Annotated in this window: 18 protein-coding genes; 10 read left to right on the top strand and 8 right to left on the bottom strand. The window is 64.3% G+C overall.

Annotation, left to right across the window (positions count from 1 at the left end; translation table 11 throughout):
• The first annotated feature begins 26 nt into the window (after positions 1 to 26).
• From VF289_RS07720 to VF289_RS07705, 4 genes are all read left to right on the top strand, one after another.
• On the top strand, positions 27 to 4,109 hold the full coding sequence (locus VF289_RS07720) for a glycosyltransferase (protein ID WP_330882745.1): 4,083 nt from the start codon (positions 27 to 29) through the stop codon (positions 4,107 to 4,109).
• Between the two features lie 683 nt (positions 4,110 to 4,792).
• Positions 4,793 to 6,184, top strand: coding sequence for a hypothetical protein (locus VF289_RS07715; protein WP_330882743.1), 1,392 nt, complete (start codon positions 4,793 to 4,795; stop codon positions 6,182 to 6,184).
• A 91-nt stretch (positions 6,185 to 6,275) separates the two neighbouring features.
• Positions 6,276 to 6,608, top strand: a complete 333-nt coding sequence (locus tag VF289_RS07710; protein ID WP_330882741.1) for a hypothetical protein — start codon at positions 6,276 to 6,278, stop codon at positions 6,606 to 6,608.
• 51 nt (positions 6,609 to 6,659) lie between these two features.
• Positions 6,660 to 6,821 carry a hypothetical protein gene (locus tag VF289_RS07705; RefSeq protein ID WP_330882739.1) on the top strand — a complete coding sequence of 54 codons (162 nt, stop codon included), beginning with the start codon at positions 6,660 to 6,662 and terminating at the stop codon, positions 6,819 to 6,821.
• Between the two features lie 508 nt (positions 6,822 to 7,329).
• Here the strand turns inward: VF289_RS07705 and VF289_RS07700 are convergent.
• The 7 genes from VF289_RS07700 to VF289_RS07670 all read right to left on the bottom strand — a co-directional run bounded on the left by VF289_RS07700 (position 7,330) and on the right by VF289_RS07670 (position 18,554).
• Positions 7,330 to 8,394: an ATP-grasp domain-containing protein gene (locus VF289_RS07700; protein ID WP_330882812.1), complete on the bottom strand. Its 1,065-nt coding sequence runs from the start codon at positions 8,392 to 8,394 to the stop codon at positions 7,330 to 7,332.
• 275 nt (positions 8,395 to 8,669) lie between these two features.
• Positions 8,670 to 10,238, bottom strand: coding sequence for a hypothetical protein (locus VF289_RS07695; protein ID WP_330882737.1), 1,569 nt, complete (start codon positions 10,236 to 10,238; stop codon positions 8,670 to 8,672).
• Between the two features lie 16 nt (positions 10,239 to 10,254).
• The gene (locus tag VF289_RS07690; protein WP_330882735.1) at positions 10,255 to 11,235 is read right to left on the bottom strand and encodes a hypothetical protein; all 981 of its coding nucleotides are present in this window, start codon (positions 11,233 to 11,235) and stop codon (positions 10,255 to 10,257) included.
• Positions 11,236 to 11,339: 104 nt separating this feature from the next.
• On the bottom strand, positions 11,340 to 13,478 hold the full coding sequence (locus VF289_RS07685; RefSeq protein WP_330882733.1) for a glycosyltransferase: 2,139 nt from the start codon (positions 13,476 to 13,478) through the stop codon (positions 11,340 to 11,342).
• Positions 13,475 to 14,728 carry a UDP-N-acetyl-D-mannosamine dehydrogenase gene (gene wecC / locus VF289_RS07680; RefSeq protein WP_330882731.1) on the bottom strand — a complete coding sequence of 418 codons (1,254 nt, stop codon included), beginning with the start codon at positions 14,726 to 14,728 and terminating at the stop codon, positions 13,475 to 13,477. The genes VF289_RS07685 and wecC overlap by 4 nt, the downstream gene beginning before the upstream one ends.
• Before the next feature lie 142 nt (positions 14,729 to 14,870).
• Positions 14,871 to 16,544 carry a hypothetical protein gene (locus VF289_RS07675; RefSeq protein ID WP_330882729.1) on the bottom strand — a complete coding sequence of 558 codons (1,674 nt, stop codon included), beginning with the start codon at positions 16,542 to 16,544 and terminating at the stop codon, positions 14,871 to 14,873.
• A gap of 84 nt (positions 16,545 to 16,628) precedes the next feature.
• Positions 16,629 to 18,554, bottom strand: coding sequence for a glycosyltransferase family protein (locus VF289_RS07670; protein ID WP_330882727.1), 1,926 nt, complete (start codon positions 18,552 to 18,554; stop codon positions 16,629 to 16,631).
• A gap of 214 nt (positions 18,555 to 18,768) precedes the next feature.
• Here VF289_RS07670 and VF289_RS07665 point away from each other — a divergent pair, with 214 nt between their 5' ends.
• Both VF289_RS07665 and VF289_RS07660 read left to right on the top strand, forming a co-directional pair.
• Positions 18,769 to 19,551, top strand: coding sequence for a DUF6270 domain-containing protein (locus VF289_RS07665; RefSeq protein ID WP_330882725.1), 783 nt, complete (start codon positions 18,769 to 18,771; stop codon positions 19,549 to 19,551).
• Between the two features lie 74 nt (positions 19,552 to 19,625).
• On the top strand, positions 19,626 to 19,835 hold the full coding sequence (locus VF289_RS07660) for a hypothetical protein (protein WP_330882723.1): 210 nt from the start codon (positions 19,626 to 19,628) through the stop codon (positions 19,833 to 19,835).
• A 46-nt stretch (positions 19,836 to 19,881) separates the two neighbouring features.
• Here VF289_RS07660 and VF289_RS07655 read toward each other — a convergent pair whose 3' ends face one another.
• Positions 19,882 to 20,340 (bottom strand): hypothetical protein, encoded by a 459-nt coding sequence (locus tag VF289_RS07655; protein WP_330882721.1) that lies wholly within the window; start codon positions 20,338 to 20,340, stop codon positions 19,882 to 19,884.
• Between the two features lie 386 nt (positions 20,341 to 20,726).
• Here VF289_RS07655 and VF289_RS07650 point away from each other — a divergent pair, with 386 nt between their 5' ends.
• The 4 genes from VF289_RS07650 to VF289_RS07635 are packed head-to-tail and all read left to right on the top strand — an operon-like array spanning position 20,727 to position 23,891.
• Positions 20,727 to 21,338 carry a SipW-dependent-type signal peptide-containing protein gene (locus tag VF289_RS07650; protein ID WP_330882719.1) on the top strand — a complete coding sequence of 204 codons (612 nt, stop codon included), beginning with the start codon at positions 20,727 to 20,729 and terminating at the stop codon, positions 21,336 to 21,338.
• A complete protein-coding gene (locus VF289_RS07645; protein WP_330882717.1) occupies positions 21,335 to 22,006 on the top strand; it encodes a SipW-dependent-type signal peptide-containing protein in 672 nt (223 codons plus the stop codon). The genes VF289_RS07650 and VF289_RS07645 overlap by 4 nt, the downstream gene beginning before the upstream one ends.
• A 5-nt stretch (positions 22,007 to 22,011) precedes the next feature.
• A complete protein-coding gene (locus tag VF289_RS07640; protein ID WP_330882715.1) occupies positions 22,012 to 23,337 on the top strand; it encodes a signal peptidase I in 1,326 nt (441 codons plus the stop codon).
• A gap of 5 nt (positions 23,338 to 23,342) precedes the next feature.
• Positions 23,343 to 23,891 (top strand): SipW-dependent-type signal peptide-containing protein, encoded by a 549-nt coding sequence (locus VF289_RS07635; RefSeq protein ID WP_330882713.1) that lies wholly within the window; start codon positions 23,343 to 23,345, stop codon positions 23,889 to 23,891.
• Positions 23,892 to 23,907: the final 16 nt, after the last annotated feature.

Genomic DNA, 23,907 nt, shown 5'->3' with positions numbered 1-23,907 from the left:
CCACAAAGGAATGAGTCGAGGGAGCCATGCGAGCACTTCTACGCACCGCAATCATCATCGGCGGAGCGGCGGCCCTCGCCGTCGTGGTGCTGCTTGCCCTCGCGGCGGTGACGGGATCCTGGATCCCGGCGGTCGCTGCGGCCGTACTCGGCGCGGCGATGGCCATCGCGGGAGTGCTCGTCGCTGCACGCGTAATCGACCGGTTCGCAGCGGTGACGAGCGGGACGGCGACGCGGCTGAGGAACTTTGAGACTCGCGCGGCCGGGCTGGCCGGGCGAGCCACTGAGCTTGAAGAGCTGGCCGGGCGACGTGTCGAAGAAGTCGCTGTCCTTGCCGCCGAAGTCGAGCGGATGGGTGTGCGACTGGGCGCAGCAGCTCACCGCCTCGACGGTGCAGAGTTTGACGCAGCGGGCCTGCGAGTGGATCTCAACGGCGCGGGCGAAGCGATCGCACGCACTCGCGAGAGCGTCGAAGAGAACCAGCACGTGACCGATGGCCTTCGTGCTGCTCTCCGCGAGGTCGTAGATGATGCGGCCTCGATGGCGTTGCGGATCGATGAGGGTGCTGCGGAGACGGTGAGCGTGCGCAGGAGCGTACAGAACCTCGATGCTTCTCTCACGCGCACTCGCGGGCGCCTCGAACCAGTACGGCGTGACGTGCGAAATCTCCGTGAACGCGTGCCGTCGGGCTTCCTCGATCCGGTGGAAGCGCGGGTGGCGGACGTCAGCGTGACGGCCGCCGCCTCGCTCCGCATGGCGTTCGAGACCGGCATCCAGCAGAAGCGAGATCCCCGGAGCCTGCTTACGCCGAAGCAGGCGAGGAAGCTGTTCGACGAATACCTGCAGTCCGAGCAGTATCTCCAGCTCAAGCCACTTATCGAGAGCTTCGATCTGCTCTCCGCACTGAATCTCGCCACGCTGCGCAGCTTGTACCGGTTCTATCGCACCGCCGGCTACTGGAACCTCGCGCTGCGCGCCGCCACCACCCTCCACGAGAAGTCCGGCAGGGAGAACGACGCACTTGCTGCAGCGAAGCTCCGGAGCGAGATCGCGGTGTTCTCCGAGCCCGCGCTGGTCACCACCCACCTGCCCGACGGCGATGCCTACGACCCGACGGGCCCGATTCTCCATATGGTGGGTCGTGTTCTCCCGGAAACGCAGACCGGGTACACGTTGCGCACGCAGTACACCGCGCAGGCCCAGGCTCGGAAGGGCCTACCCGTCGCGATCGTGGGCCAGGCCGGCATCACCGACCGCAGCATGGACGACGTCGAGCCGTATACGTATCAGGGAGTCGACTACTTCCTGCTGCCCGGACCCGCGCGGAGCAAGATGCTGCTCGAGGACTGGGTGCGGGCGAATATGGTCCAGCTCGCTGAACTGGTACGGCGGCAGCGTCCGAGCGTCCTGCAGGCGCATTCCGATTTCTTCAACGCCCTCATCGTCAGCGCAGTGGGCAAGAAGTACGGGATCCCGACGGTGTACGAGTCCCGCGGCTTCTGGGAGGAGTCCTGGCTGTCGAGAACGATCACCTCCCACCAGTGGACTGATCCCGAGACGCTGTTCTCGATGTACGGGCTGCCGGAGGCCTACACACTGCGCAAGCACGCGGAGGAAGTCGCTCGCCTCCTGCCCGATCGTGTATTCACCCTTGCCAACGTCATGCGGGAACACATCATCGAGGCATCGAACGGGGAACTCGGCGAGCAGTCGGTCGCTCTCGTTCCCAACGCCGTCGAAGCGCAGAACTTCCCGGTGCAGGAACCGGATCGGGATCTCGCCGCCCGGATCGGCATTCCAGATAGCGCCGTGACGGTCGGCTACATCTCCTCGATCGTGGAGTACGAGGGGATCGACACCCTGATCGACGCGTTCCAGCTGGCAGCTGCGAAGGCCTCAACCCCGATGTGCCTTCTGCTGGTAGGAGATGGCAACTACCTGCCCGTCCTGAAGAATCAGGTCGAGCGGAAGGGCGTCGAGAACGTCTTCTTCACCGGGCGGGTGCCCCACGAGGATGTTCTGCGCTACTACGGCTTGATCGACCTCTTCGTCGTACCCCGCAAGCCGTCACGGGTCGCGGAGCTCGTGACACCGCTCAAGCCGTTCGAAGCATTCTCCACCGGCCGCGCCGTGATCGTCTCCGACGTCGGAGCGCTGCAGGAGATCGCCGACCAGTCGGGAGCGGTCGAAACGTTCCGCGCAGGATCCTCGCTGGACCTCTCGCAGAAGCTGACTGCTCTCATCGAGAACGAGGTTCATCGCCGCCAGCTCAGCGAGAGGGCCGCACGGTGGGTACGCAGCCATCGCACCTGGGACAGTAACGCCAGTGAGTACTACCGCGTCTACAAGCAACTTGGCTATGCCGGGCCCCGAAACCCTGTTATCGAAGCCGAAAGCGCGCTGAACGAGCGGGGATGCCACCCCGGCGAACTACTGAGAGATCTGCAGGAGGCTGACGTCCCGGCTGCCACGGGATGGTTCTCCATCGAGCAGAACTCTCAAACGGCAAGCGAAATCCTCAACGACGGCTGGCAGCTGCCGTCCCATGATCCGGTGCGAGTCACTCAGATCACCGACTGGTCGCAGTACGGCAAGACGCACCGATCCTGGGGTTTCCATCTGCAATCCTGGGAGTTCCTGGACCCTCTGATCCACGCTTATGACGTCAGCGGCGAGCAAGGGTGGCTCGACGAAGCAGTGCGGATTGCGACGAACTGGATCGATGCGCATGTAGACGAGCCGGATGTCGACGAATCCATGGCGTGGTACGACATGTCCGTTGCCCTGAGAACGCCGCGTTTGATTTCCGTTGCGCTGCGTGCGTCGCGGGTCGAAGCCTTGCGCGATCAGACCATTCGCTTCGCGGAGACCGTCACGAGGCACCTTGATGAGCTGTATAGCGACCGTGCATTCAACCCCAGGAACAACCACGGGTTCTACACGGCAGTCGCTCAGATTCATGCGGCCAAGCACATGTGGATGCTCCCGGGAACAGACGATACGAGGGTGCAGGGCCAGGCGCGTCTCGCCCATATGGCAGCGTCCCAGTTCGCTCCCGACGGGGTGCATACAGAGCACTCGCCGGATTACCACCGCATGCTCCTCATGTCCTTCGAAGCCGCTCTCACCGAAGGTTTGATCGACGATGAGGAGGTACAGGCGCGGGTGAAGCGTGCTGCTCACGTATTGGGCTGGATGATCCAGCCCGACGGCACGCTCGTCCAATTCGGTGATACCCGTGAGACCCAGGTCGTGACATCAACTGCCGACTCCACCGACACTCACACTCGGTATCTCCTCACCGATGGCGAGCGGGGGGAGCGGCCCACCGAGGAGCTGGCTGTGTTCGCGGACGGCGGCTACGCGTTTGTGCGTTCACCACAGCCGGAAGGAAGGGGGACGCTGCAGAACAGCGGGTACTTGGCCTTCAGTGCTTCTTTCCATTCACGGGCGCACAAGCACGCCGATGATCTCAATGTCGTGTGGTACGACCGCGGCCAGCAGATCCTTGTAGATGGTGGCCGTTACGGGTACGGGGAACTTTTGGCGCCGGATTCGCCTCTGCGCAGCAAGGGTTTCTACTACGCGACGCCAGAACGTCAGTACGTCGAGAGCACGATGGCTCACAACACGCTCATGATCGACGGGCGAGATCACGAACGCCGAGCTCGCGAGCCCTACGGTGCAGCGCTCGGCGAGTGTGTGGACAAGCGGGGGGTGTTTGACTTGTCGGCGCGCGTCCAGCACTCGGATTACATTCATCGCCGCCGTGTGATCTATCGGCCGGGGCGAGAACTGCAGCTGAGGGATTCGGTCTTCTCGCATCTCACCGAGGTAAGAGAGGCGACGCTGTGGTTGAACATAGACGGAAGCTTCCAGCTCGAGAGCGCGGGAGGAGAAATAGTTCTCGTGCACCCGGAACGGGGACTTCGGCTCACGATCAGCAGCGATGCCGCGACCAGTGAGCCCATCCGAGCTCAGGAAGAACCACTCCGCGGGTGGCGGTCGCGAAATGAGGAGACTCTTGAACCCGCGTGGTCCTTGGCTCTTGGCTTCACCGTCACTGAGCGCTCATCCATCGACACCTACCTACGCATTGAGAAACTGTGAGTTGAAGCTTTCCGGGTCTCGTTCCGTAGTTCTCGGCACGAGTCCGACGGGCCTCCTCGATGAGCACCTCGTTACGAATTGCCCTGGCCAATGCCGGGCGCTGCTTCGCGGTGCGGTAGCCGCGAGAGGTGAGGAACGCGCGTTCTGTCGCGCCGAGGGCGCGGCAGATGGCCTCGGTCCGGAAGCGAGCGCGATGCCTATCAATGAAGGCGATCATCTCGTCGTGGGGTGGTCGAATTCCTTGGCCAAAAGCACTGAGACGGCCTTCAAGATCTCGTTAGCCTGGCGGGTCTCGGCGAGCTCTCGAGGCAGACGGAGTTCGCCTCCTTGAGCGACTCACCGATGCCAGGCGACGCTTCAGCGGGGCCGTAGCGGTTGCACCAGATCCTCAGCGTCTCCACGCCAGCTCCGAACAGGCGTGCGCACGGTTCGACTCCGATTTCGGACCATCTTCGAGTGCCTGCCGGTCGTAGGTCATGTACACGGCACGGTGCCGCAGCTCTGGACTGAACTTCTTGGGCATACTCCGATTCTCCTTGCTGAGACCCGGAACGGAACCCGGGGCGCTTCAGTGAAGCGGTGACACAATGCGGAGCTACGGGGCCGCTCGGGGATGAGAAGATGGACTGGTCGTCCATTGGATCCGAGGCGAAGCCGGCGATAGGGAGAGCAACATCATGGGAATGCGCGAGTACCGATTGGGCTTCATCGGTGCCTCCAGGCGGCGAAAATTTGATGTGCCGCCCTTTCTTCACGCATGGAATAGAGTGCTCACCCAAGGTTTCAAGTTCTTCATCCACCCTGAAGCCCAGCTGTATCGCCTGCAGGATTCTTCGGGCCGGGTCATTCTCGTGATTGGAGACGTCCTTGTTGCGCACGGCGGTCGGACGCTCGACGAGAATCTATTGGCCATCGCTTCCGGTGATCGGGAATCGCTTGACGACTTGACGGGCCGATTCACAGTGGTCGTCCTGGACGGCGACGAGGGCCAGGTCATGAATGACCCATTGGGGTCGCAGGCTGTCTTCCGTACGCTCGGGGAGTCGCCAGTCTTCTCTTCCCACGCATCTCTGATCGCCGATTGTATGGATCTAGGGGTCTCGCGCCGAATCAAGAAGTACATGGCCAGCGATGAGTATCGCGCTCGCGTAACGCGGTTCCTTCCTGGGGATTTGACGTTGTATGACGATGTCGTTCACCTGATCCCAAACAACGAGTTAGATCTCCGCTCTGGCGAGTCGACGAGGTACTGGCCGCGCGAAAGCGTGGCGTCATCCTCGTTCGAGGATCTTCTCTCTGTCTGGGACGAGTATTTCCGAGCTTACGTCGAATACATAGAGCCGCGCTATGTCCCTGTCATCGGTCTCACGGGAGGGCTCGACTCCCGGGCGGTGATTGCCACGGTCCATAGTATGTCATTGCGGGCGCAGTATTTGACGTGGGACAAGATGCCTGTAGAAGAGGCTGCGCGGATTCCAGTGTTGGCCGAGCATTTGGGAGGCGGACATTCGTGGGTCCGCATGGATGAACGGCCCACGGGTGACGAAATCGACGAGATCAGGCAAGCGGCCAAGTCCGCCACCGGTCTCACTCGCGGCACTCCTTTGCTGCCTGCACAGATCGCGCAGGTCACGGGTTCACGGAGTCTCTTCTTCAAGGGTCTCGGAGGTGAGGTAATGCGCGGCCCGTTCAACTCGCGCATCAAGTCGAACCTACCTTCCGACGACGTCGAGACGCTCGGTTACGCCTTGTACGCAGGCACCGTTAGGCGCAGTGCCGGTGCCGAGTACGAATCAACAACCCGGTCAGCCATTAGTGGCTATCTGGAGCGCGCCAACTATGGGGCTGACCTGCACGGGTTAGATCCCGGTGATCTCATTTATTGGGAACAGCGGATGGGAACCTGGACAGCGATCCAGCATGCGGAGTTCTCGGTCGTCCTCAACTCGCACTCAGCTATGAACAGCCGGCGCATCTTCAGCACGGCCTGGGGACTTCCCGATGCGGAGCGCTTCGGCCCAGGCTTGCTCCAGCGTCTCATCGAACACTACGACCCCGAGTTTGCCAGGATCTGAAGGCACGAAAGCTGGGTTGAGATTTTGGTCATCCAGCTGCAGTCCGCACTCCGCGAAGTTACTCGCAAGAACAGCTACCCTTCATTGGGTGGTGAGCGATGTGAATATTCACGATGTGCATTGCCCAGGTCAAGACGCTGGCGGTCACCCCAGCGAGATCTTCACTGCCATGAACGGCGGGCTCCCGATCGACATCCGTTACGAGCCCCACGGCTATGACATGATCACCGTATTTTTCCACGTGGCACTGGCAGGCGGCACCTACAGGTACCCCGTCCTCACCGGTGCAGGGATCAGCGAAGATCTCGCTCCCAATCGGTGGACCGGCGATGCGCACGCTTGGCCTCGAAGATGTGCGGCGGTGATGGCGCTCGTAGGTTTTCCCCAGAGTTGCTCGGTGAAGTTCCCCGGGTCGCGGGGCTAGGTTAGCGGAGGTTTGTGCCGGTGGGCCCTGGCGAAAAAAACCCGAGGCCACATGAAGTTCCTCCGCATGAAGTTCCTGCGGAAGTATGCCAAGTTCTCGTTACTAGTGATTGATGAGTGGCTGCTGGACCATCCCGATGACGGCATACGCGCGATGCTGCTGGAACTACTCGAGCGCCGCTATGACACCGGCTCGACGGTGTTCTGCACCTAGTACGCAAAGAAGGACTGGCATCCACAGTTCGGCTCGGGAGTCCGCGCTGACGCGATCATGGACGGATCGCCCACAACGCCATCTGGATCGACACCGGTACTAAGAACATGCGCGAGCACGCCGCCATGATCCAGTGATACGACGCCGGCGGGAGTCACTGGCCCCCACCGCGACGGCTACTGGCCCTCGCCGGCACGATCGGTGGCCCCCGAAGACAATATCGGGTGGCTCTCACGACTGCGAATACTCACAAATGCATCAAGTCAGGTCTCGGGCCGCTCACCATGGGCAGGAACTATCATCGCTAGTCACGCCTTACTCTGCGCTCTCCCTATCCTCGCCGGATAGGTCACCGGACCTGCACCTGACCGCCCACGACCTGGGACCCCCGGCCCGGAACCCCGGCCCCCGCGACGACACGCCGCGCACCTAATTGCCAGTATCACCCCATCAACACCGGCAACGACGCCGACGAGCCCTGCTCACCTGCCCCACATAAGTTCGAGGCTCATCTGCGAAGAGCATCTTTCAGATGCTCGCGGTATTCTGCGTCATAGAAGTCCGCGACATACTTTTCGACGGGCCGAGCCACTCCATATGTTGGATAGCGGTGTAGGTCTGTTGCCGGAGTGGTGTTTACCTCAATCACATTCACGGTCTGCGGATCATCAACATTGTCGACGAGCAAATCTATCCCAGCAATTTCAAGGTGAGGTATTGCGCTTGTAGCGCGCACCGCAATGTCTTCGATCCTCTCGTGGAGCCTGTCGGTCACATCAAAAAACAGCCCACCAAGCGCCGTCGACTTAAAGTATCCGACGATCACTATGTCGCCTTCAGTCGGAATTGAGGTAGAAGTATAGCCAGCGTTCTCAATCGCAGACCAGCCAACGGCGAAGTTCGACCTGATTTTGCGGTTGACGTCTCGAGCCTTTTGATCGAGGTCGATAAGCTGGCTGATATTTCTTTTCCCGTCACCCACGATGAACGGGGGTAGGCGCACAACCGCCGCGACAACACGCTTGTTAACCACGAAAGCGCGCACTTCTAGACCCTCAACAAATTTCTCAACCAAAACGCGCGTATGCTCGTTGCCTGATTCTAATGCTCTGTCCCAGGCAGCTGCAAACTGCTTCTCCGAGACCACCCCGACCGTAACCCCTTCAGAGGAAGCCGCATTCGTAGGCTTTACTACTGCAGGTTTGGGCAGCTTCGCAAAATACTCCGCGCCGATCGCCTTCTCGGTCGGCAGGAATTCAGTTCCGACGGGATTGGCGATACCTGCGAGGTCGAACATCTTTTTCGTGAAGTGTTTAAACCGACAAATTCTGGTCGTGGTAGCCGGGTGGCGAGTTGCGGAGAGGCCTTTTAGGGTCACTACTTTGCGGCCGCTGGGATCAAAAAGCCGAAAGTGCGTCGGCCGATCGGGAACGGGCTCCTTCGTCCAACCATATTTTTCAAAGTACTCGAGGTAACTCAGGTGAATGGGCTTCGTTGCAGGAACTGATGCATAGTTTAAGCGCGCATCAACAATTTCTCTCCTAATAAAGTCTTTCTCATGTTCGAAATTCACTGACAAGGCTCACTCCTTTTGTGCGTAAGGCTATAAAACTTCCACAAGGTTGATCGGTGGAAACTGAAGCTTTGTGCATCTCTGGTCGGCGAGCTTTTTGGGCGCTCGCAACCAATCCGAATCGCCGACCGCGGTCGGTACTCCGCTACCGTCATTCATTAGAAAATCAGGAAAGTTGGACGACGTCAAACTGGATCATGTGTCGGACATGCTGGCCTTCTATGGTCTGAAACAGCGGATCGAACTCAACTGATCGGCTCCTTTGTTCCGAAGGTCTAAGCTCCGAGATCCTCGCCGGCGGCGAACGCCGCCGTGATCACGTACGAGGCGTCTTGGTGGCCGGGGGCGTTCGCGCGGGGACGGCCGCTCTGCTCCTGGACCTCGAGAAGGAAACGTCGCGTCCGCGTGAGTATTCGCGCGTCACCAATGATCTCCTGGACCGTGGAACTGCTCACTGCGCGCGCGGCCATGGAGTAGAAGAGGGAGAAGGCTTGGCGCTGGTGGCGCTTGTCCGCCTCGCCTTCGCGTAGGTCGGCGAACACGCGTCCAGGCGCCCCGTGAATCTGTGCCATACGCCGTGCGGCATCGCTGGGCGTATGGCGCTTCGGCGCCTTTGACGGGTCGTCATAGGGCAGGTTCTTGAGGCCAGGGACGAGGCTGTCCATCAGGTCGAAGTAAGTTCGCCGGTCATCGGCATCCGGACGATCTGCGATGTCGTCGACGAGGATGGAGTTGAGCGGCGAGAACGTGGTGCGCGTCTGCGGGGCGTGGCCGAAATGGAAGCGGTTCCTGAACTCGCGATAGTGGAGCTTCTGCGGGTCGACATCTGGACGGAGTGCGCTTAGGGCTTCGAGATCGTCGAGAACGATGGAGGAGTATTCCTCGAACGTCCCGTCTTCGAAGTTGTTCTTCGTGGACATCAGGCGATTCCTCAACGAGGTGCCAGTAAAGATGTCGCGGAAGGTGCCGCCACCGGCGCCGTGGCAGCGGACGCTAAGCGGATCGAATACGTGGGGGCTCAGATAGGCGGGCATGTAGACACCGAGACTGTGGTGCTTCCAGTTCTCGATCGCGCCTTCAGGACTCGTTGGCGTCCTCATCGGTTTCGCTGCGCCATTGAGGTTCACGCCGTGTTCCCTGGCGATCGTAGTCGCTGCGGCGAAGTCCTTGGGCATCCGCTCCTGGGAGGCAATTTGGACGCGATCACTGCCGTCGGCGAGGACTCCTGAGGCGTGGACGAAGGCGAAGACAACGCGGGAATCGAGCCCGCCGCTAAGGTCCGCGACGAACGTCGTGCGTGGATCGGAGGTGAGAGTGGCGAACCGCGAACGCCACATGAAGAGGTGCTGGGCAAGAGCTTCCTCATAGCCGGAAGAGGCGTATCGCGAGGGGAGTGGGATGATCTGAGGCCCGGTCTCGTCGATGTGCACAGTACAGAACGACGGGACCAGTTCGATCTCGTGAAAGATCGTATGGGTCGAGTTCAGCTGCGCGGTGAGAGCCTGCCGGACCCCCAGTGCGCGCAGGACGGCGAGATTGGGGGTCAGCGCCGCATGGTGGACGCGCAGGTGCGACACCAGGTCATGGAGCGAGGAGCCCACAGCCCACGAGCCGCCCTCGCGATACAGGTAGAGCTTCTGGAGTCCTCTCGCATCGGTGCCGGCTTCGTAACCCGAGGAGGTCCGGCGAAAGATCGTGTAGCAACCGTCCTCTCCGGGGCCGATGGATCCGCCGCTAGAACGGAATCGGGTGCACCCCTCCGACTCTGCGATGAAATCGGCCCCGACAAATGCGTATCCGTCGAAGGACTCATCGGCGACGGCCGAGTAGCTCGATACAAGCATGGGAGAACCTCTGTGCTCAGTAGGCGATGATGGCGGCCTTCGTGGTGGATCGGTGTACGACGAGGGCTGCTGGTCCCTCGTTGGAGATCTCATGGACGACCCTGAGCCGATCACCGCAAGAATCCGACAGGAATCCTTGGATTCTCGATTGTGAACTAAGTAGGCGATGATGAATGAGATGGTCGATCGCGGTGAGACTCCGATCTGCCGTCACTGTACGGCACACTTCATCTCCGTTCAGCTGCTGCACTGCTGTCCGCGTTGAAACTCGGCTTCCTTCGCGATTGATCCTGGGATCTGTACACAAGTTCGCCGGGGTCTGGTCGCGGGACCCATTGCTGATAGTGCATGACGTGAGATGCGTGGTGGACGCGACGCCGAGATCATCGGTGAGGCCGGTGAAGATGGGGAACGACCCTTCTACCGCGGACACCGTCTCACCCGGTTCCACCACGATCGGGTGCTCGGAGTCTGCCGTGACCAGATGATATGGCTCATCGTCCGGCGTGATGACACTAATCGTCGCCTTGAGCGACAACTCCGCATCGCCGTACTCGGCATCCCAGCTTGGAGCATTGATGCTTGCATTGCATCGATGACGGCCTGGAGTTTCCACATCGTAGGAGAGCAGCTGAGTCACCTGACGAGTCATCTGATGTGTCAGGTTCTCCGTGCCGCTGACCGACTGAGTATTCGTCGGACCGTCGATGCTTCCGCAGGACATGCCCACGATCGTGTAGAGGGCGCGTTTCTCTCCGGTGCTTGCAGCGAAAGTTGTGCCCACCGATAGTCCGAGGAGCGTCTTACCTTGCTCCAGAACCTCGAATTCGAAGGAGACCACTTCCGATTCCGCGGGGAGTTCCAAGGTCAACGCGCGAGTAACGCTCGTCGATGCTTCCGGCTGCGTCGATATTCGGGACCGTTCGGTTGTGCCGTCGCGGTGCGGTGCGACACAGAAAATGAGCACGAGTACTGCGACCACGAGGACAGCAGCCATCGCGAGCAGTTTCCTGAGACGGCTCCGGGAGACTGTCGGAGGGGTCATGGGCTCTCAGGCCACCTTGCGAATGTTCGCGTGGTCGTGCGCAAGAAAGGGGGCACTCACCTGGTCAGCTCAGCGTACGCGTCTGCGATGAGCATCGAGATTCGTGACCAGTCACGGTTCTCCACGACCCAATTGCGAGCCTGGTCTCCGATGCGACGGGTGTGCTCCTTGTCGTTGAGCAGTGTGGTGAGCTGTTCGATGAGCGACTCCGTGTTGCCCTTCTCGTGGAGGTATCCGTTCACGCCGGGAGTGACGATCTCCTTGAGCGCAGCGACGTCGGAGGCGACGACAGCCTTCCCCATCGCCATCGCTTCGAATGGCTTGAGGGGAGAAACCATCTCGCACACGGGCAACGGGAGGCGTGGGAACGGCGTGATGTCCACCAGGGAGTAGTAGCGCTCGACTTCCTCGTGGGGCACCCGGCCGGTGAAGGTGACGACATGCTCGAGCTCGTGCTCCTGCACGTGATTCTGGAACCGCTCGAGCTCGGCACCGTCGCCGACGATGAGCACGTGGAAGTCCTCGCGGGAGCGGTTGAGCACTTCAGCCGCTTCGAGGATCAGCTCGATTCCCTCGTAATCCAGGACCGAACCGACGTAGCCGACGACCGTCTTCCCGGCGACACCGAGCCTCGTTGCGAGTTCTTCGTCCCGTGCGATCGGAGTGAACCGTGACGTGTCGACGCCATTGGGGACGACACGAATCTTTTCGCCGTCCACACCGCGGTTGACGAGCTCCTCGCGGAGAGCCTCGGTGATCGCGAACACCTGAGTGGCGCCTTTGGCAGCATCGGCTTCCATACGCGCGATGTACTTGTACATGTTGCTCTTTGCCCACTCGGGGTTCCTCGAGCCGCGCGTGACCTCCCACAGTCCACGCACCTCGTAGATCGAAGGAATGCCGAGCTTCCGGGCGGTCTTGACAGCAGTCAGACCGTTCCAGTGATTCGATGCTGCGTGGATGATCGCGGGCCGGTGCTCATTCGCAAGCTCCGTGAGCGCACCGGAGTACCGCTCCGTGTAGTGGAACAGCGGATTCTTCTTCTCGATGTCGCGGCCCTTGAGAAGGCGACGGTAGTCGACGTTGCCAACCACCTCGTGCATCGGGACATCAGGGAGGTCAGCCTTCCCCGGCATGTCATACGGGTACCCGAGGCGCGTGATCCCGTCTACGTCCCATCCGATGCGGTTTAGCTCTGAAAGCAGGCCATGGGTGCGGGTCGCATAGCCGGCCGAGTTATGCGGCAGCGAGTTGTGCAGCAGGTAGAACACGTGGTCCTGCTTCGCCTCGTACGCCGGAGTCTGACGCACTTTCGGGAACGGGAATCCCGTCTTGCCCAGCTGGTAGTTGCTGACCGCATTGCGCTGCACATCATTCTGGAGGCGCTTCGCCCAAGCATCGTCCGGCTTCAGCGCGCGATAGCGCTCCAGGTATTCGACCAGCTGCTTCTGCTTGCCCGCAGAGCGAGCGCGGCGAATCGCTCTGCGCAGGGCGTTGAGCGGAACGGCCTTGCTGTCGGCTTCCTTCAGCAGACCGACTGCGACTCCGCGATTACCGCGTGCAAGAGCAACAGTGATGTGTCCGCGGGTCAGATCGTTTTGGCCGAGGCCGAGGTTCGATCCTATTGCGGCGATCGCCTCTTCCGAGACGGATTTCTCCAGGTAGGACTGGTTGATCTGTACGATCGCACGGCTGACGGGATCCCCTGCAGCTCCGACGACGTCAAGAACAGGGGAGAGTCGGTGCGGAATCGCGTAATCGAGTGCCGCACGCTGCTCCGCCGGATGGGCTGCGATGTCTGCCGAGAGCCGGCCGAATGCCCACGTGCTCCGGTCTACGGGAAGATCGAGCTCACGTACGAGTTCGAGGTACAGCTCAAGCGCGTCGACCTGCGCACCGTTTTGGGCGAGAGACAGAGCGAGCACCTCTTCGGCCGTGCTGCCGCGCGAGATGCGAACGAGGAATCGCGCGTACTCGAGCAGTACTGCGGGAGCGAAACCCGCGGCAGCGACGGCTTCGCGGAAGCGGGGGAGCACTTTCTCTGCCTGAGTGGCGCCCTGGTTGAACTGGCGTAGGTCCGTAAGTATGGCTTCGACAGCGTCGGCATGCTCGCGCTGTGCTGCCTGGGAGCGGTCGTCGGAGGACCGACTGCCCCGGAACCACCCCCTCCCGGTTCCTGTGCTGCCCTGCGTCATCGCCAGAGCCCCTTGGTGTCGATGACGATCTTTTCCTGCAGCAGTTCGCGGTCGATCTCCTTGAAAGGATCGTGATCAACCATCAGCAGGACGATGTCGGCGCGATTCAGTGCGTCGTTCAGCTCAGCGAGCTCGACGTTCTTACGCTCGGCGAGCTCGCTGGGCAGCTCGTCGACGTTGGGCTCTACGACGAGCACGGTGCCGTCGGTGAGCTTCTCGGCAAGGGCGCCGGCGATGTTGCGGCTGGGCGACTCGCGCAGGTCGTCGATGTTGGCCTTGAACGCGATGCCCAGCGCCGCGATCGTCGGGTTCTTGAACTTGTCGGCCTTCTCGAGAACCTTCTGGATCACAAGTTCCGGCTTCGAATCGTTGACCTCGCGCGCGGTGCGGATCAGGTTCGAGAACTCGCGGTCCGCGGAGACGATGAACCACGGGTCCACTGCAATGCAGTGGCCGCCCACGCCGGGGCCGGGCTGCAGGATGTTCACACGCGGGTGATGGTTGGCGAGCTCGATCAGCTCCCAGACATCGATGCCCTGGCGATCCGCGATGATCGAGAGTTCATTCGCGAAGGCGATGTTGACGTCGCGGAAGGCGTTCTCGGTGAGCTTGGCCATCTCCGCGGTTTTCGCGTCCGTGAGCAGCAGCTCGCCCTTGCAGAAGCTCGCGTATAGGTCGCGGTTCAGCTCGGACGCCTCGGGGGTGGTGCCACCGATGATGCGGTCGTTCTCCACCATCTCGATCATGATCCGGCCGGGCAGTACGCGTTCCGGAGCGTGGGAGAAGTAGACGGAGTTCGGGAGGTTCGGCTCGTCGGTGAACTCGGGACGTGCATCGAGGATGACCTTCGCCATCTGCTCGGTCGCGCCGGGGGGAGCGGTGGACTCCAGCACGATCAGCTCGCCGCCCTTGAGCTTGGGAGCGATGCCGCGTGCCGCGGCCTCGATGTAGGAGAGGTCCGCGTCGTGGTCACCCTTGAACGGGGTGGGGACCGAGACGATGTAGGCATCGGCCTCGGGAGCCTCGAGCTGTGCGCTGAGCTTGCCCTGAGCTACCACGCCGGCCAGCACGGACTCGAGTCCGTCCTCGACGAAGGGAACCTTGCCTGCATTGATAGCGTCGACGCTCGACTGTTTGACGTCGACCCCGATCACGGTCTTTCCGGCCTGTGCAAGGACGGCTGCGGTGGGCAGGCCGATGTAGCCGAGGCCGATGACTCCGACCGTGTCGAGGGGGACGTTCGGACTCATCGATCGCTCCTGTGGGGTGGGGGAGGGGTAGGGATTCCTTGGCCAGAGTATCTGCTGGGGACTTGCTGGGCGCCGAGAGTGTCGCCAGTTGTCGTGCGCGTAACGTGACTATCAGGTAACAACTGGCTCGTCGGCGGAGAGGTCACCGGCCCGCGTCGGAGGGGTCACCTTGCGGCGCCGGCTCCAGCGTGAGGAGCGTGACCGATCCGGGATCGCTCGAGACCTCGAGCGAATGGTCGGTTTGCAGCGGAGCGCCGGCGAGATCACCGGAGATCTCTGCGGGCTCGGTCAGCCGGCTCTCGTGTGACTCGAGCGACTCGCCTGTGAGGGCAGTGCCGCCGGACAGTTCCCATGACTCGGGCGCGCTGCCCGGCAGACGTGTGGGGGCGCTGATCGTCACGGGCGCAGTCTCGGTGGTAGCGGGATCGCGCATGTCCACCAGGGTCAGAGCGAGGGAGCCGTCCTCGGCGAGGACGCCGTGGACCATCACCGTCCCGTCACCGCTGACACTGGGGGAGAGGACCTGCCCGTCCGGCATCCAGCCCAGCAGCATGAGGGCGAGGTAGCTGGTGCGGCCGGAGACGATCTCGCCGGGGTCCTCGAGCGGACCGGTGGCGCAGAGCGCGCTCATGGGTGCTCCGCCCTGGCAGGCGCGCAGCGTCGCGTGAAAGGCGGTGCGCTCCACGCCCAGCTCCATCAGTGTCATTACGTAATCGACGGTCCACAGCGCCTGGGCGTGGGTGCGCGAGGTGTCGTTGGTGCCGGGGCACGAGGTAGGTCCTGTCTCCTCCATCCACAAGGGGAGGTCGTGCTCCTCAGCGATCTCCGACCCCATCCCCACGATGTGGTGAGCGCGCTCGCGGATCTTCGGCGACGTGAGGTCCTCGATCGTCGGATTGGCGATCGATGAGTCAGGGCCCTCGCAGTCCCACAGCGGATACCAGTGCATCGTTAATGCTCGCTGATTCGGGATTTCCGACTCGGCGAACGCCCTCCACCACGATGCGTCATACGCGCCAGGGCCCGCGACCGGTAGGCCGGGCGCGGCCTCTTCGAGGGCGGCCGAGTACTCGTGCACGGCGTCTTGGTACGGCTCCGGCCCCCAGTCCTCACCCCTCACTGCGAGCTGTGGCTGGTTCGGGTGGTAGTAGCCGTTGGGCTCGTTGCCGATCGCGACGGCGATCAGTCGGTCGCCGAAGGCATCCTGGGCGTGGGCCGCCATGTCGGCGGCGCGAGACGCGTCGTTGTGCCCGAGATCGAGGACGAGAGTGACCTGGGCATCGACATCCTCCGCCACGGCGGCCACGCGTTCGAGATCCGCCGGGGTGACGGTGACCTCGGCCCAGTCGGGCGCGGGTTCGCTGGAGGAGGTCCACCACATGTGCCGGTCCACGCCGTTGCCGCCGAATCGCAGCACCGGTAGGTCCAGTTCCTGGAGTGTGAGGGTGAGGTTCGAGGTCTCGGAGTCCCAGATCGGGTTCGCGAGCTCCCGGGCGTCGAAGCTGAGGCCGATGGTGCCGCCGGTCTCGAGTGCGTCCTTCTCCAGCTCCAGGCTGACGCTCACCGGATCGCCGGTGGCGTCTGAGAGCGGCGTCAGCTCGAGCGGTCCAGGGTCAGGAACGTATCCGGGAAGCTGAGTCGACTCCCACGGTGGCGGCGGAGGCGGCGTGGTGGGTGTTGGACTGGCACTGCCCTCGGGATTCGCCGTGGGCTCTGTGCTCGGGACCAAGGGGCGCAGTGCCAGGGCGCCGATCACCAGGACCAGCACAACGGTCAAAGCAGCGGCTCCGAGCAGCAGCCAGCGACGTTGGGTCACGGGGTCGGTCTCCTCATCGGGGTGGTCACTTCTTCATGGCTCTCGGCCCAGGCAGTTCGGCGTCCGGGGTGGGGTTCCGAGCGGTCACACTTCGATGTGGGCGTCGTTGCGCCCGAACCAGGCCACATCCGCGCTCGCCAGCAGCTCCCGATCGCTCGCCGACCACGCGTGCCCGCCCGTCTCGCCGTGGCGCATCTGGGTGAAGTTGAAACGGTCAGCGGAGTAGATCCTTCTACCGGCCCCGACCGCGGCCTCCAGGAAGGCGGAGTCCTCCCCGCGGTTCACGTCCTCGAAGGGGTGGGCGCGGAACACCTCGCGCCCGCCCGTGATCGTCGGTCCCATCACCCGATCGGTGTAACGATGCTCCATCCACGGGAAGCGCAGCAGCGTCGCGTCTGTACCTGCCAGGTACATGTAATGGGCGTGCTTGCCGACCACGTCCGCCCCAGAGAACTGCCGGGCCCGCAGCAGATCGTGCAGGTAGAACTCGCCGTAGAGATCGTCGTCATCCATCTTGGCGCACACCGTGCCGTCAGCTCGCTCCACGGCGGCGTTCAAGCAGGCACCGAGGCTCCAACTGGTGGGCGCCTCGAGGACGACCACGTTCTCGATGCCGAGCTCCCGTGCCCGCTCGGCAGTCGCGGCCGGCGCTTCGAAGCCGTGGGTGATCAGCAGCAGCTGTCGCTCAGTGCCGGCCTGGCGCGCCACCTGATCCACGACGTGCTCCAGCTGCTGGGGGCGGTTTGTCGCCGCGAGCACGCTCACCGCGGGCAGGGCGCTCCCACCCACCGGGCCGGCGGAGCCGGCTTTGGCTTCGAGGTCGACCGATTCGAGAACCTGCCGGGCGCGGTGGGCGTAGGTGTGCTCATGCCAGATCCGGCGCTGGGCCAGATGCACGGTCCGATCCCGCAGCTCCGAAGAGCGCACCAGCGCCCGCACCACGTGTGCCGCATCCTCGCGGGACGTCACCTGCGGAACTTCCTCAGCGGTGAAGAACTCGCCGATCGCCGGCGACGGCGCCGAGACCACCGGGGTGCCGGACGCCGTGATCTCGAAGATCCTGCGCGCGCACATCGACGGGCTCGTCACCACGGAGTTGACGTTGAGGAACACCTTGTACGCCTTGTACGCGGTGAGCATCCGGTCGTAGGAGAGCGAACCCACCACCCGATCAGCCAGCTCGCCGGGGAACTGGTAGCGCTCGTCATCCCCCAGGAACCGCGAGAAGATCTCCAGGCCCTTCTCCATCCGGCCCGAGGCATCCAGCGCACCGCCAAGCAGCATGTCCATCTGCTCGCGCCGCTCGGGGAACTTGTGCGCGAAGTACATGCCCGCGAACGCCACGTCCCGCTCCTGATGCCCGTGCTTCGGGCGGATCGGGTTGTGCACCGCGGACTGCGCCGCGAAGGGCAGCACCTCCACACGGTTGTGCCCCAGCTCCTCGCGGTAGCGCGGGAGCAGCGTGATATCGGTGGTGAACACCTGATCGAAAAGCTTCGCCGTGTCGAGGAAGTCCTCGAAGTGGGGCGGATCCTCCTTGTTCCAGAACACTGAGGGGATGCCGTGCTCCCGGCAGTGCGCAACCAGCTCCCGCAACGGTTCGCTGGGCGCCTTCGAACCCGTCAGCTGGTACTGCCAGGCGTCCTTGTTCCCATGCCATGCCGACTCCACCAACAGCAGATCCACCGGGGTCTCCGCGAGCTGCTCACGCCAGGCCGAGGGCGTGACCGCCACCGTCTCGAACTCATAGGACCAGGCGAGCATCGAGAAGTCGTCCAGGATCACCGCCACCCGCAGCCCCGGGATGTGCGGTGCTCGCTCAGGAGTCTTCGTGGGTGGGAAGGAGAGCCGGCCCTCGCCGTCGAACGAGCCGATCCCGTCCCCGATGCCGAAGGACGCGGTGCGTCGTCGACGCTGCCAGGTGCGCAGCTGCGAGAAGCCGCCGGTGCGCAGATGCCACAGACCGGTGCGAAGGGTCTGCAGCGGGGAGGACGGGGACTGCACGGGCATCGGCACCTCCGAGAGCGGGTCAGGTCCCGGCCATCCTATGAGGGAGCGTCCCCGCACGAGCGGGCGGATCAGCGCCGTTGCGTTTCCCACCACAATCGGGTCGGGCCGCCGTGCTCAGGGGAGACGCTGAGTATTGTGTGCGGAACGTTCCGCTTCGACGGCGCCCGCTCATTGGCCGCTATCGGGCGAGACCCGCACCTTCCGGAGGACACCAGTGACCGCTCAGCCCGTCGACCCCGCGCACCCGGTGCGCGTGACCGTCTACGGCAGCTGTGTCGCGCGCGACACCATGGACCTCGCTGGCCCCGAGGAGCTCGAGGTCGTCGCTTACATCGCACGCCAGTCCCTGCTCTCCGCAGACCACGACGCCTCCCCGCGCTTCCCCGCTGACGTAGAGGTCGGTTCCGAGTTCCAGCGGCGGATGATGGTCGGGGACTTCGCAGGAAATCTCGAGGAGCGCCTCCGCGAGGTCGGCGAGGAGACCGACGTGCTGCTGTGGGACCTCGCCGACGAGCGCCACGGTGTGCACCTGTTCGAGGACGGCAGCATCGTCACCCGCAGCATCGACATCGTGCGCCAGCCCGAGGTGCTCTCGGTGGTCGAAGGTGCCCGCCACATCCCCTTCGGTGAGGACGAGCACTTCGACCTGTGGGCCTCACGGGCGGAGAGGCTGCGTGAGCTGCTCACGGAGCTGGAGCTCTTCGAGAAGACGATCGTGCTGCGTGTGCCGTGGGCGCTGGTCACCACCGACGGGAAATCCACCCCCTGGAGCATGGGCACCAACGCGCGGGAGGCTAACGCCACCTACCACCGCTACTACGAGCACCTGGCCGATCTCGGGTTCCGCATCCTCGAGCTCCAACCGCTGGGCGTTCTCGCCGATCCCGAGCATCGCTGGGGCCTCGCGCCCTTCCACTACACGCAGGACGTCTACGAGGAGATCGTGCAGCGGGTTCTCAACTCTCTGCGCAGCGACAGCACCGACCAGCTGATCTGAGCCCCCTTGCTCCCGAGGGCGATCCGGGCCGTTCCATTGCCGGCCACCAAGACGCCGCCCGCACCGCGGGCGAGGTGTGCGACGCCCTGGGGGCGGACTCGACGGATCCCGACCACATCGACCTCTACCGCCACCACCGGGTGCTCTCGCTCGAACTCGTCGAGGAGCTGCCCGAGGACCCGTGCGGGCAGACGGTGCGGATGAGCGCGAGCGTGCACAACGAGGGACCGGCGCCAGTGGTCGTGCACCGGTCGAACTCGTCGCTGGTCGGGGTGGGCGGCTGAGGCAGAGGGGTGCCGGTCGTATATCGACGGGGTGCCGCCTCCCGGCTCACTCGTCGGTGCTCACGCCCTCCGAGCGCTCTGCATCCTCGCCCATCTCGTCGATGTACGCGGCGAAGATCTCGGAGCGAAGCTCCTCGACGCGCTTCTTCAGCGTCCTGCGATCCTTCCGCGTGGCGCCCGGCGCCGTGAGCAGCTGAGCCGCCATCTCGCAGCTGTCCAGTCGCTTCGCCCAGGCCCTCGCCTGGCGTTCCTCGTCGGCATCGTCCGCTGACTGAGCGAGGTAGTCGACCTGCTCGCGCAGCACCGCGACCGTGGTGAGCACGCCGTCGGGCTTGTCATTGGAGGCCTTCTGCAGCTTCGCCGCCTGCTCCTTGACGCCTTCCCAGACCTCTGGGTGGGAGGACAGCCATCGTGCACCGGCCGCCAGCAGGGGGAGCGCCCACTTCGCGGCGTTCAGCGCGGCGCTGGACTTCGACGCCCTCGGCTCCAGCATCTTTCCGGCCATGAGGCAGCTCCTTCCGAGCACGGTCCATGGGTGGTTCGTGGACGGTGTCAGCACGATATCGGACCCGCGTGAGCGCGCAGCAGCGCCCCGGGTGGAGAATGCCTTGGCGTCGGCGCGATTCCTGCACGCGGCGGGAAAGTGGGACGTCAGAACGGGGAGGCGAGAGAACAGCGAACGAGGTGAACCTCGCCGGCATCTGGTTCGGACGGCAAACATCGCACGATTCCAAAGGTGCGAATCTGTCATTTCGTCAAAATCCTCCCGACACGGACAATCTGGACGACATATTCCGACGGCGGTCCGAAATCTGTTCTTTGTAGATACTCTCGGTGGGGACAATGATTTTCGAGCTATGGCAGCTCGTGACATCGACCGGGGGGTCCTTTATGTCCACGTCCACCACCACTCCGCAGCGCGGCCGGAAGATCCGTGCCCTTCTCGCCGGCGGGCTCGTGCTCGGCGTCGGTGCCGCCGTCACGCTCGCCGCGTGGACCGATGAGGAATGGGCGATCGGCAACTTCGGCGCCGGCACCTTCAACATCGAGGGCAGCATCAACGGCACCGACTTCACCGACCACGCCTCCGAGGCCGGCGCGGCTGTCCTCCCCTTCGAGATCGCCGCGGAGAACCTCAGCCCCGGCGACTCGGTCGCAGCGCCGTTCGTGGTGCGCACCGATGCGGCCACCACCTACGGCGCCACCGTCGAGCTGACCGCCGCGGCCGGGGAGGGCACCATCGCCCCGGACCTCACCTACGGGATCACCCAGGTGGGCGCGACGGGCGAATGCACCGAGGGCGCGACCGGCACCCCGATCGTCCCGGCCGGCACCGGTGTCGACGCGATCACCGGTGCGGCCCCGTTCACCCTCGAGGCCGGGGCAGCGGACACCGCCGGGGCTCCGGTCGTCCTCTGCTTCGAGGTCACTGCCGGCGACACCCTCCAGCAGGGTGACACCGGCTCCGCGACCTGGGAGTTCACAGCCACCTCCGTCGAGTGATCCGCCGACCGCGCACGAGCGCACCGCCGACGACCCCACCGCGCGATCCCGTGCGGCGACGTCGGCGGTGGCGGCAGGCCCGGGCTCTGCTCGCCGGAGGGATCGCCTTCGGCATCGGAGCCTCGGCCACCGTGGCGGCCTGGAACGATACCGAGACCGGCACCGGCGAGTTCCGTGCCGGCGAGTTCCAGCTCGAGGCCAATATCGACGGCACCTGGAACGCCACCCGGCAGATGACCTTCACCTCCGGGGCGATGTTCCCCGGCGCGGTCACCTACGCGCCGGTGCGACTGCGTACCACCCCGAACACCACCGTTCCCGGCGACATGACCGTCACCGGCACCGGCCGCACCAGCGGCAGCGGTGCCATCGCGGATCACCTCGAGTACCGCGCCGTGATCCAGCCGGTCACCGGCGCCACCCCTCCGACCTGCGGTGCTGGCGCGTTCACCACCTCCGCCCCCTACGCCTTCGGCAGCTCCAGCAGCTGGCAGGCGATGACCGCCGGTGTGGTCTCCCCGGTCGCGCGCCGGCTGGACGCGGCCCAGGGCAGCACACTTCAGTACTGCTTCGAGGTGCGCCTGCGCAGCAATGCCCCGAACTCTGCCCAGGGCACCCGGGCCGGCTACACCTGGACCTGGGACGCCACGTCCGTCACTCCGGGATGAGCCCCATGGACACCACCACGAGCACTGCCTCGAACGCCGCCACGGACTCGTCCCCGAGCCCTGCTCCCCGTCGTCGTACCCTGGCCGTCGTGGGCGATCACCTGCTCACAATGCTCGCCGTCGCGGGGGCGCTGTGCATCGCACTGGTGATACTCAGCTGGTTCTTCAGCATCTCGATCATGATGTTCCGCACCGGGTCCATGAGCCCGACGATCACCGCCGGCTCCATCGCCTTCGTGCGCGAGATCCCCGCGACCGAGATGGAGGAGGGGGACGTGGTCACCGTCGACCGCGGCGAGGGCGTGCTGCCGGTGACCCACCGGGTCGTGGACATCGACGAGGTGGACGAGGCCACGGGCGAGGTCACCTTCACGATGCGCGGCGATGCGAACGACGTCGACGACCCCGATCCCTACACCGCCACCGAGGTGAGACGGGTGATGGTCTCCGTGCCCGGCGCCGCGCGCGTGGTCCAGTGGTTCGGGGACCCGTACGTGCTCGGCGGGCTCACCCTCGGCGCCACGACCCTGGTGATCTGGGCGTTCTGGCCGCGCGAGCAGGAGTCCGACGAGTCCGAAGGCGCCTCCGTCGCGCACGCGGCCGGAATCCCGCTGCTCGCGATCCTGGTGCTGGCTGCTCCCGGCGTGGAGCATCCCGAGACCGCACTGATCACCGGTGAGCACCTGCGGATGCGGACCACCGGAGACCCCGCGCAGATGCGGAACCTCACCCCTGGTGAGGCGGTGACCTGGGAGGTCGGGGTCTGGGCCGAGGCGCCCGAGCCCGGGGAGATCCGCCTGGGGATCACCGGCCGCGGCGAGCTGGCCCGGATCGATGACGCCTTGCGCGTCTCCGTGCGCAGCTGCCCCGAACCATGGGCCGCGGACCGCTGCCCGAGCGGTGCCGTCGAGCTGCTCGGCGCGACCAGCCTGGACCGCATCGCGGAGGTCGAGCCCACCCATCTGCTCACCACTATGGACGCCGACGAGCAGCGGTGGCTCCGCATCGAGGTGGTCCTCGACAACGCCGGGGGCACGGTCCCCGCCGGCGCCGAGGGGGACGTGCTCGTGCAGGCCGTCGGCGCCGGCGAGGAGATTATGGCGAACCCCGATGCGCCGGGCGGTGACGGCCCGGGATCCGCCGACGGATCCCGGGGTGGTGAGGGGCCAAGCGGCGATCAGCAGGGCGGCGCGCCGAACGGTGGCGACCGAGGTGCCGGCGACCTGGCCCGCACCGGTGCCTCCGGGGTGGTGACCCTGCTGAGTGCCGGGCTCCTGGCCGTCGTGCTTGGCCTCGCTCTGCGGGGCACCCGGGGTCGAGGGGAGCGATGAGGACCATGACCCGTCAGGTCTCGAGGAGAACTAGTGCTCCACGATGGTGGGTGCGCCTGCGTGCGATGCTCGCCGCGGCCGTGGTCCTCGGGGTCACTGCGCCGACCAGCCTCGCCCTGTGGAGCGATCAGGAGCAGGGCAGCGGCTCGTTCAGCGCCATGGTGGTGCCCGCCCCGACCCTCACCCGCGCCTGTACGTACTACCCCGGAGTGCTGGGCGTCGGTTCCCAGGTGCGCATCTACTGGGCCCTTCCGGCGGGCTACACCCTCAACGACATCCAGGTCCGCGCCTCGACCAGCGGACTCGGATCAGTGCTCGCCCCGCTGACCGGATTCAGCGTAAGCGGCAACACACAGGTCCAAGGCGACGGCACCTACCGCACCGACGTCCCCACGAACCTGCTGGGCGGACTGCTCGGCCTCGGCACCGAGCTCGAGATCGCCTTGGTCCTCGCCCCTCAAGGGGTGGGCGGCTGGCAGTCCCGCCCCGCCTCCGTGGCGAGCAACGCCGGACTCATCGCCGGGCTCGGCGGGAACTGCCGGAACCTCAGCTGAGCGCGGCGCCTCGGCA

The organism is Brachybacterium sp. (genome assembly GCF_036379615.1).
Lineage (GTDB): Bacteria > Actinomycetota > Actinomycetes > Actinomycetales > Dermabacteraceae > Brachybacterium.
Note: the sequence above shows the minus strand (reverse complement) of the source record. Positions and strands in the feature narration are given on the sequence as shown.

Bases quoted from the DNA above. Each gene is read 5' to 3' on its own strand.
- VF289_RS07720 (WP_330882745.1), top strand. From the start codon at position 27: ATGCGAGCACTTCTACGCACCGCAATCATCATCGGCGGAGCGGCGGCC.
- VF289_RS07715 (WP_330882743.1), top strand. From the start codon at position 4,793: ATGCGCGAGTACCGATTGGGCTTCATCGGTGCCTCCAGGCGGCGAAAA.
- VF289_RS07705 (WP_330882739.1), top strand. From the start codon at position 6,660: ATGAAGTTCCTCCGCATGAAGTTCCTGCGGAAGTATGCCAAGTTCTCG.
- VF289_RS07695 (WP_330882737.1), bottom strand. From the start codon at position 10,238: ATGCTTGTATCGAGCTACTCGGCCGTCGCCGATGAGTCCTTCGACGGA.
- VF289_RS07690 (WP_330882735.1), bottom strand. From the start codon at position 11,235: ATGGCTGCTGTCCTCGTGGTCGCAGTACTCGTGCTCATTTTCTGTGTC.
- VF289_RS07685 (WP_330882733.1), bottom strand. From the start codon at position 13,478: ATGACGCAGGGCAGCACAGGAACCGGGAGGGGGTGGTTCCGGGGCAGT.
- wecC (WP_330882731.1), bottom strand. From the start codon at position 14,728: ATGAGTCCGAACGTCCCCCTCGACACGGTCGGAGTCATCGGCCTCGGC.
- VF289_RS07670 (WP_330882727.1), bottom strand. From the start codon at position 18,554: ATGCCCGTGCAGTCCCCGTCCTCCCCGCTGCAGACCCTTCGCACCGGT.
- VF289_RS07655 (WP_330882721.1), bottom strand. From the start codon at position 20,340: ATGGCCGGAAAGATGCTGGAGCCGAGGGCGTCGAAGTCCAGCGCCGCG.
- VF289_RS07650 (WP_330882719.1), top strand. From the start codon at position 20,727: ATGTCCACGTCCACCACCACTCCGCAGCGCGGCCGGAAGATCCGTGCC.
- VF289_RS07640 (WP_330882715.1), top strand. From the start codon at position 22,012: ATGGACACCACCACGAGCACTGCCTCGAACGCCGCCACGGACTCGTCC.
- VF289_RS07635 (WP_330882713.1), top strand. From the start codon at position 23,343: ATGACCCGTCAGGTCTCGAGGAGAACTAGTGCTCCACGATGGTGGGTG.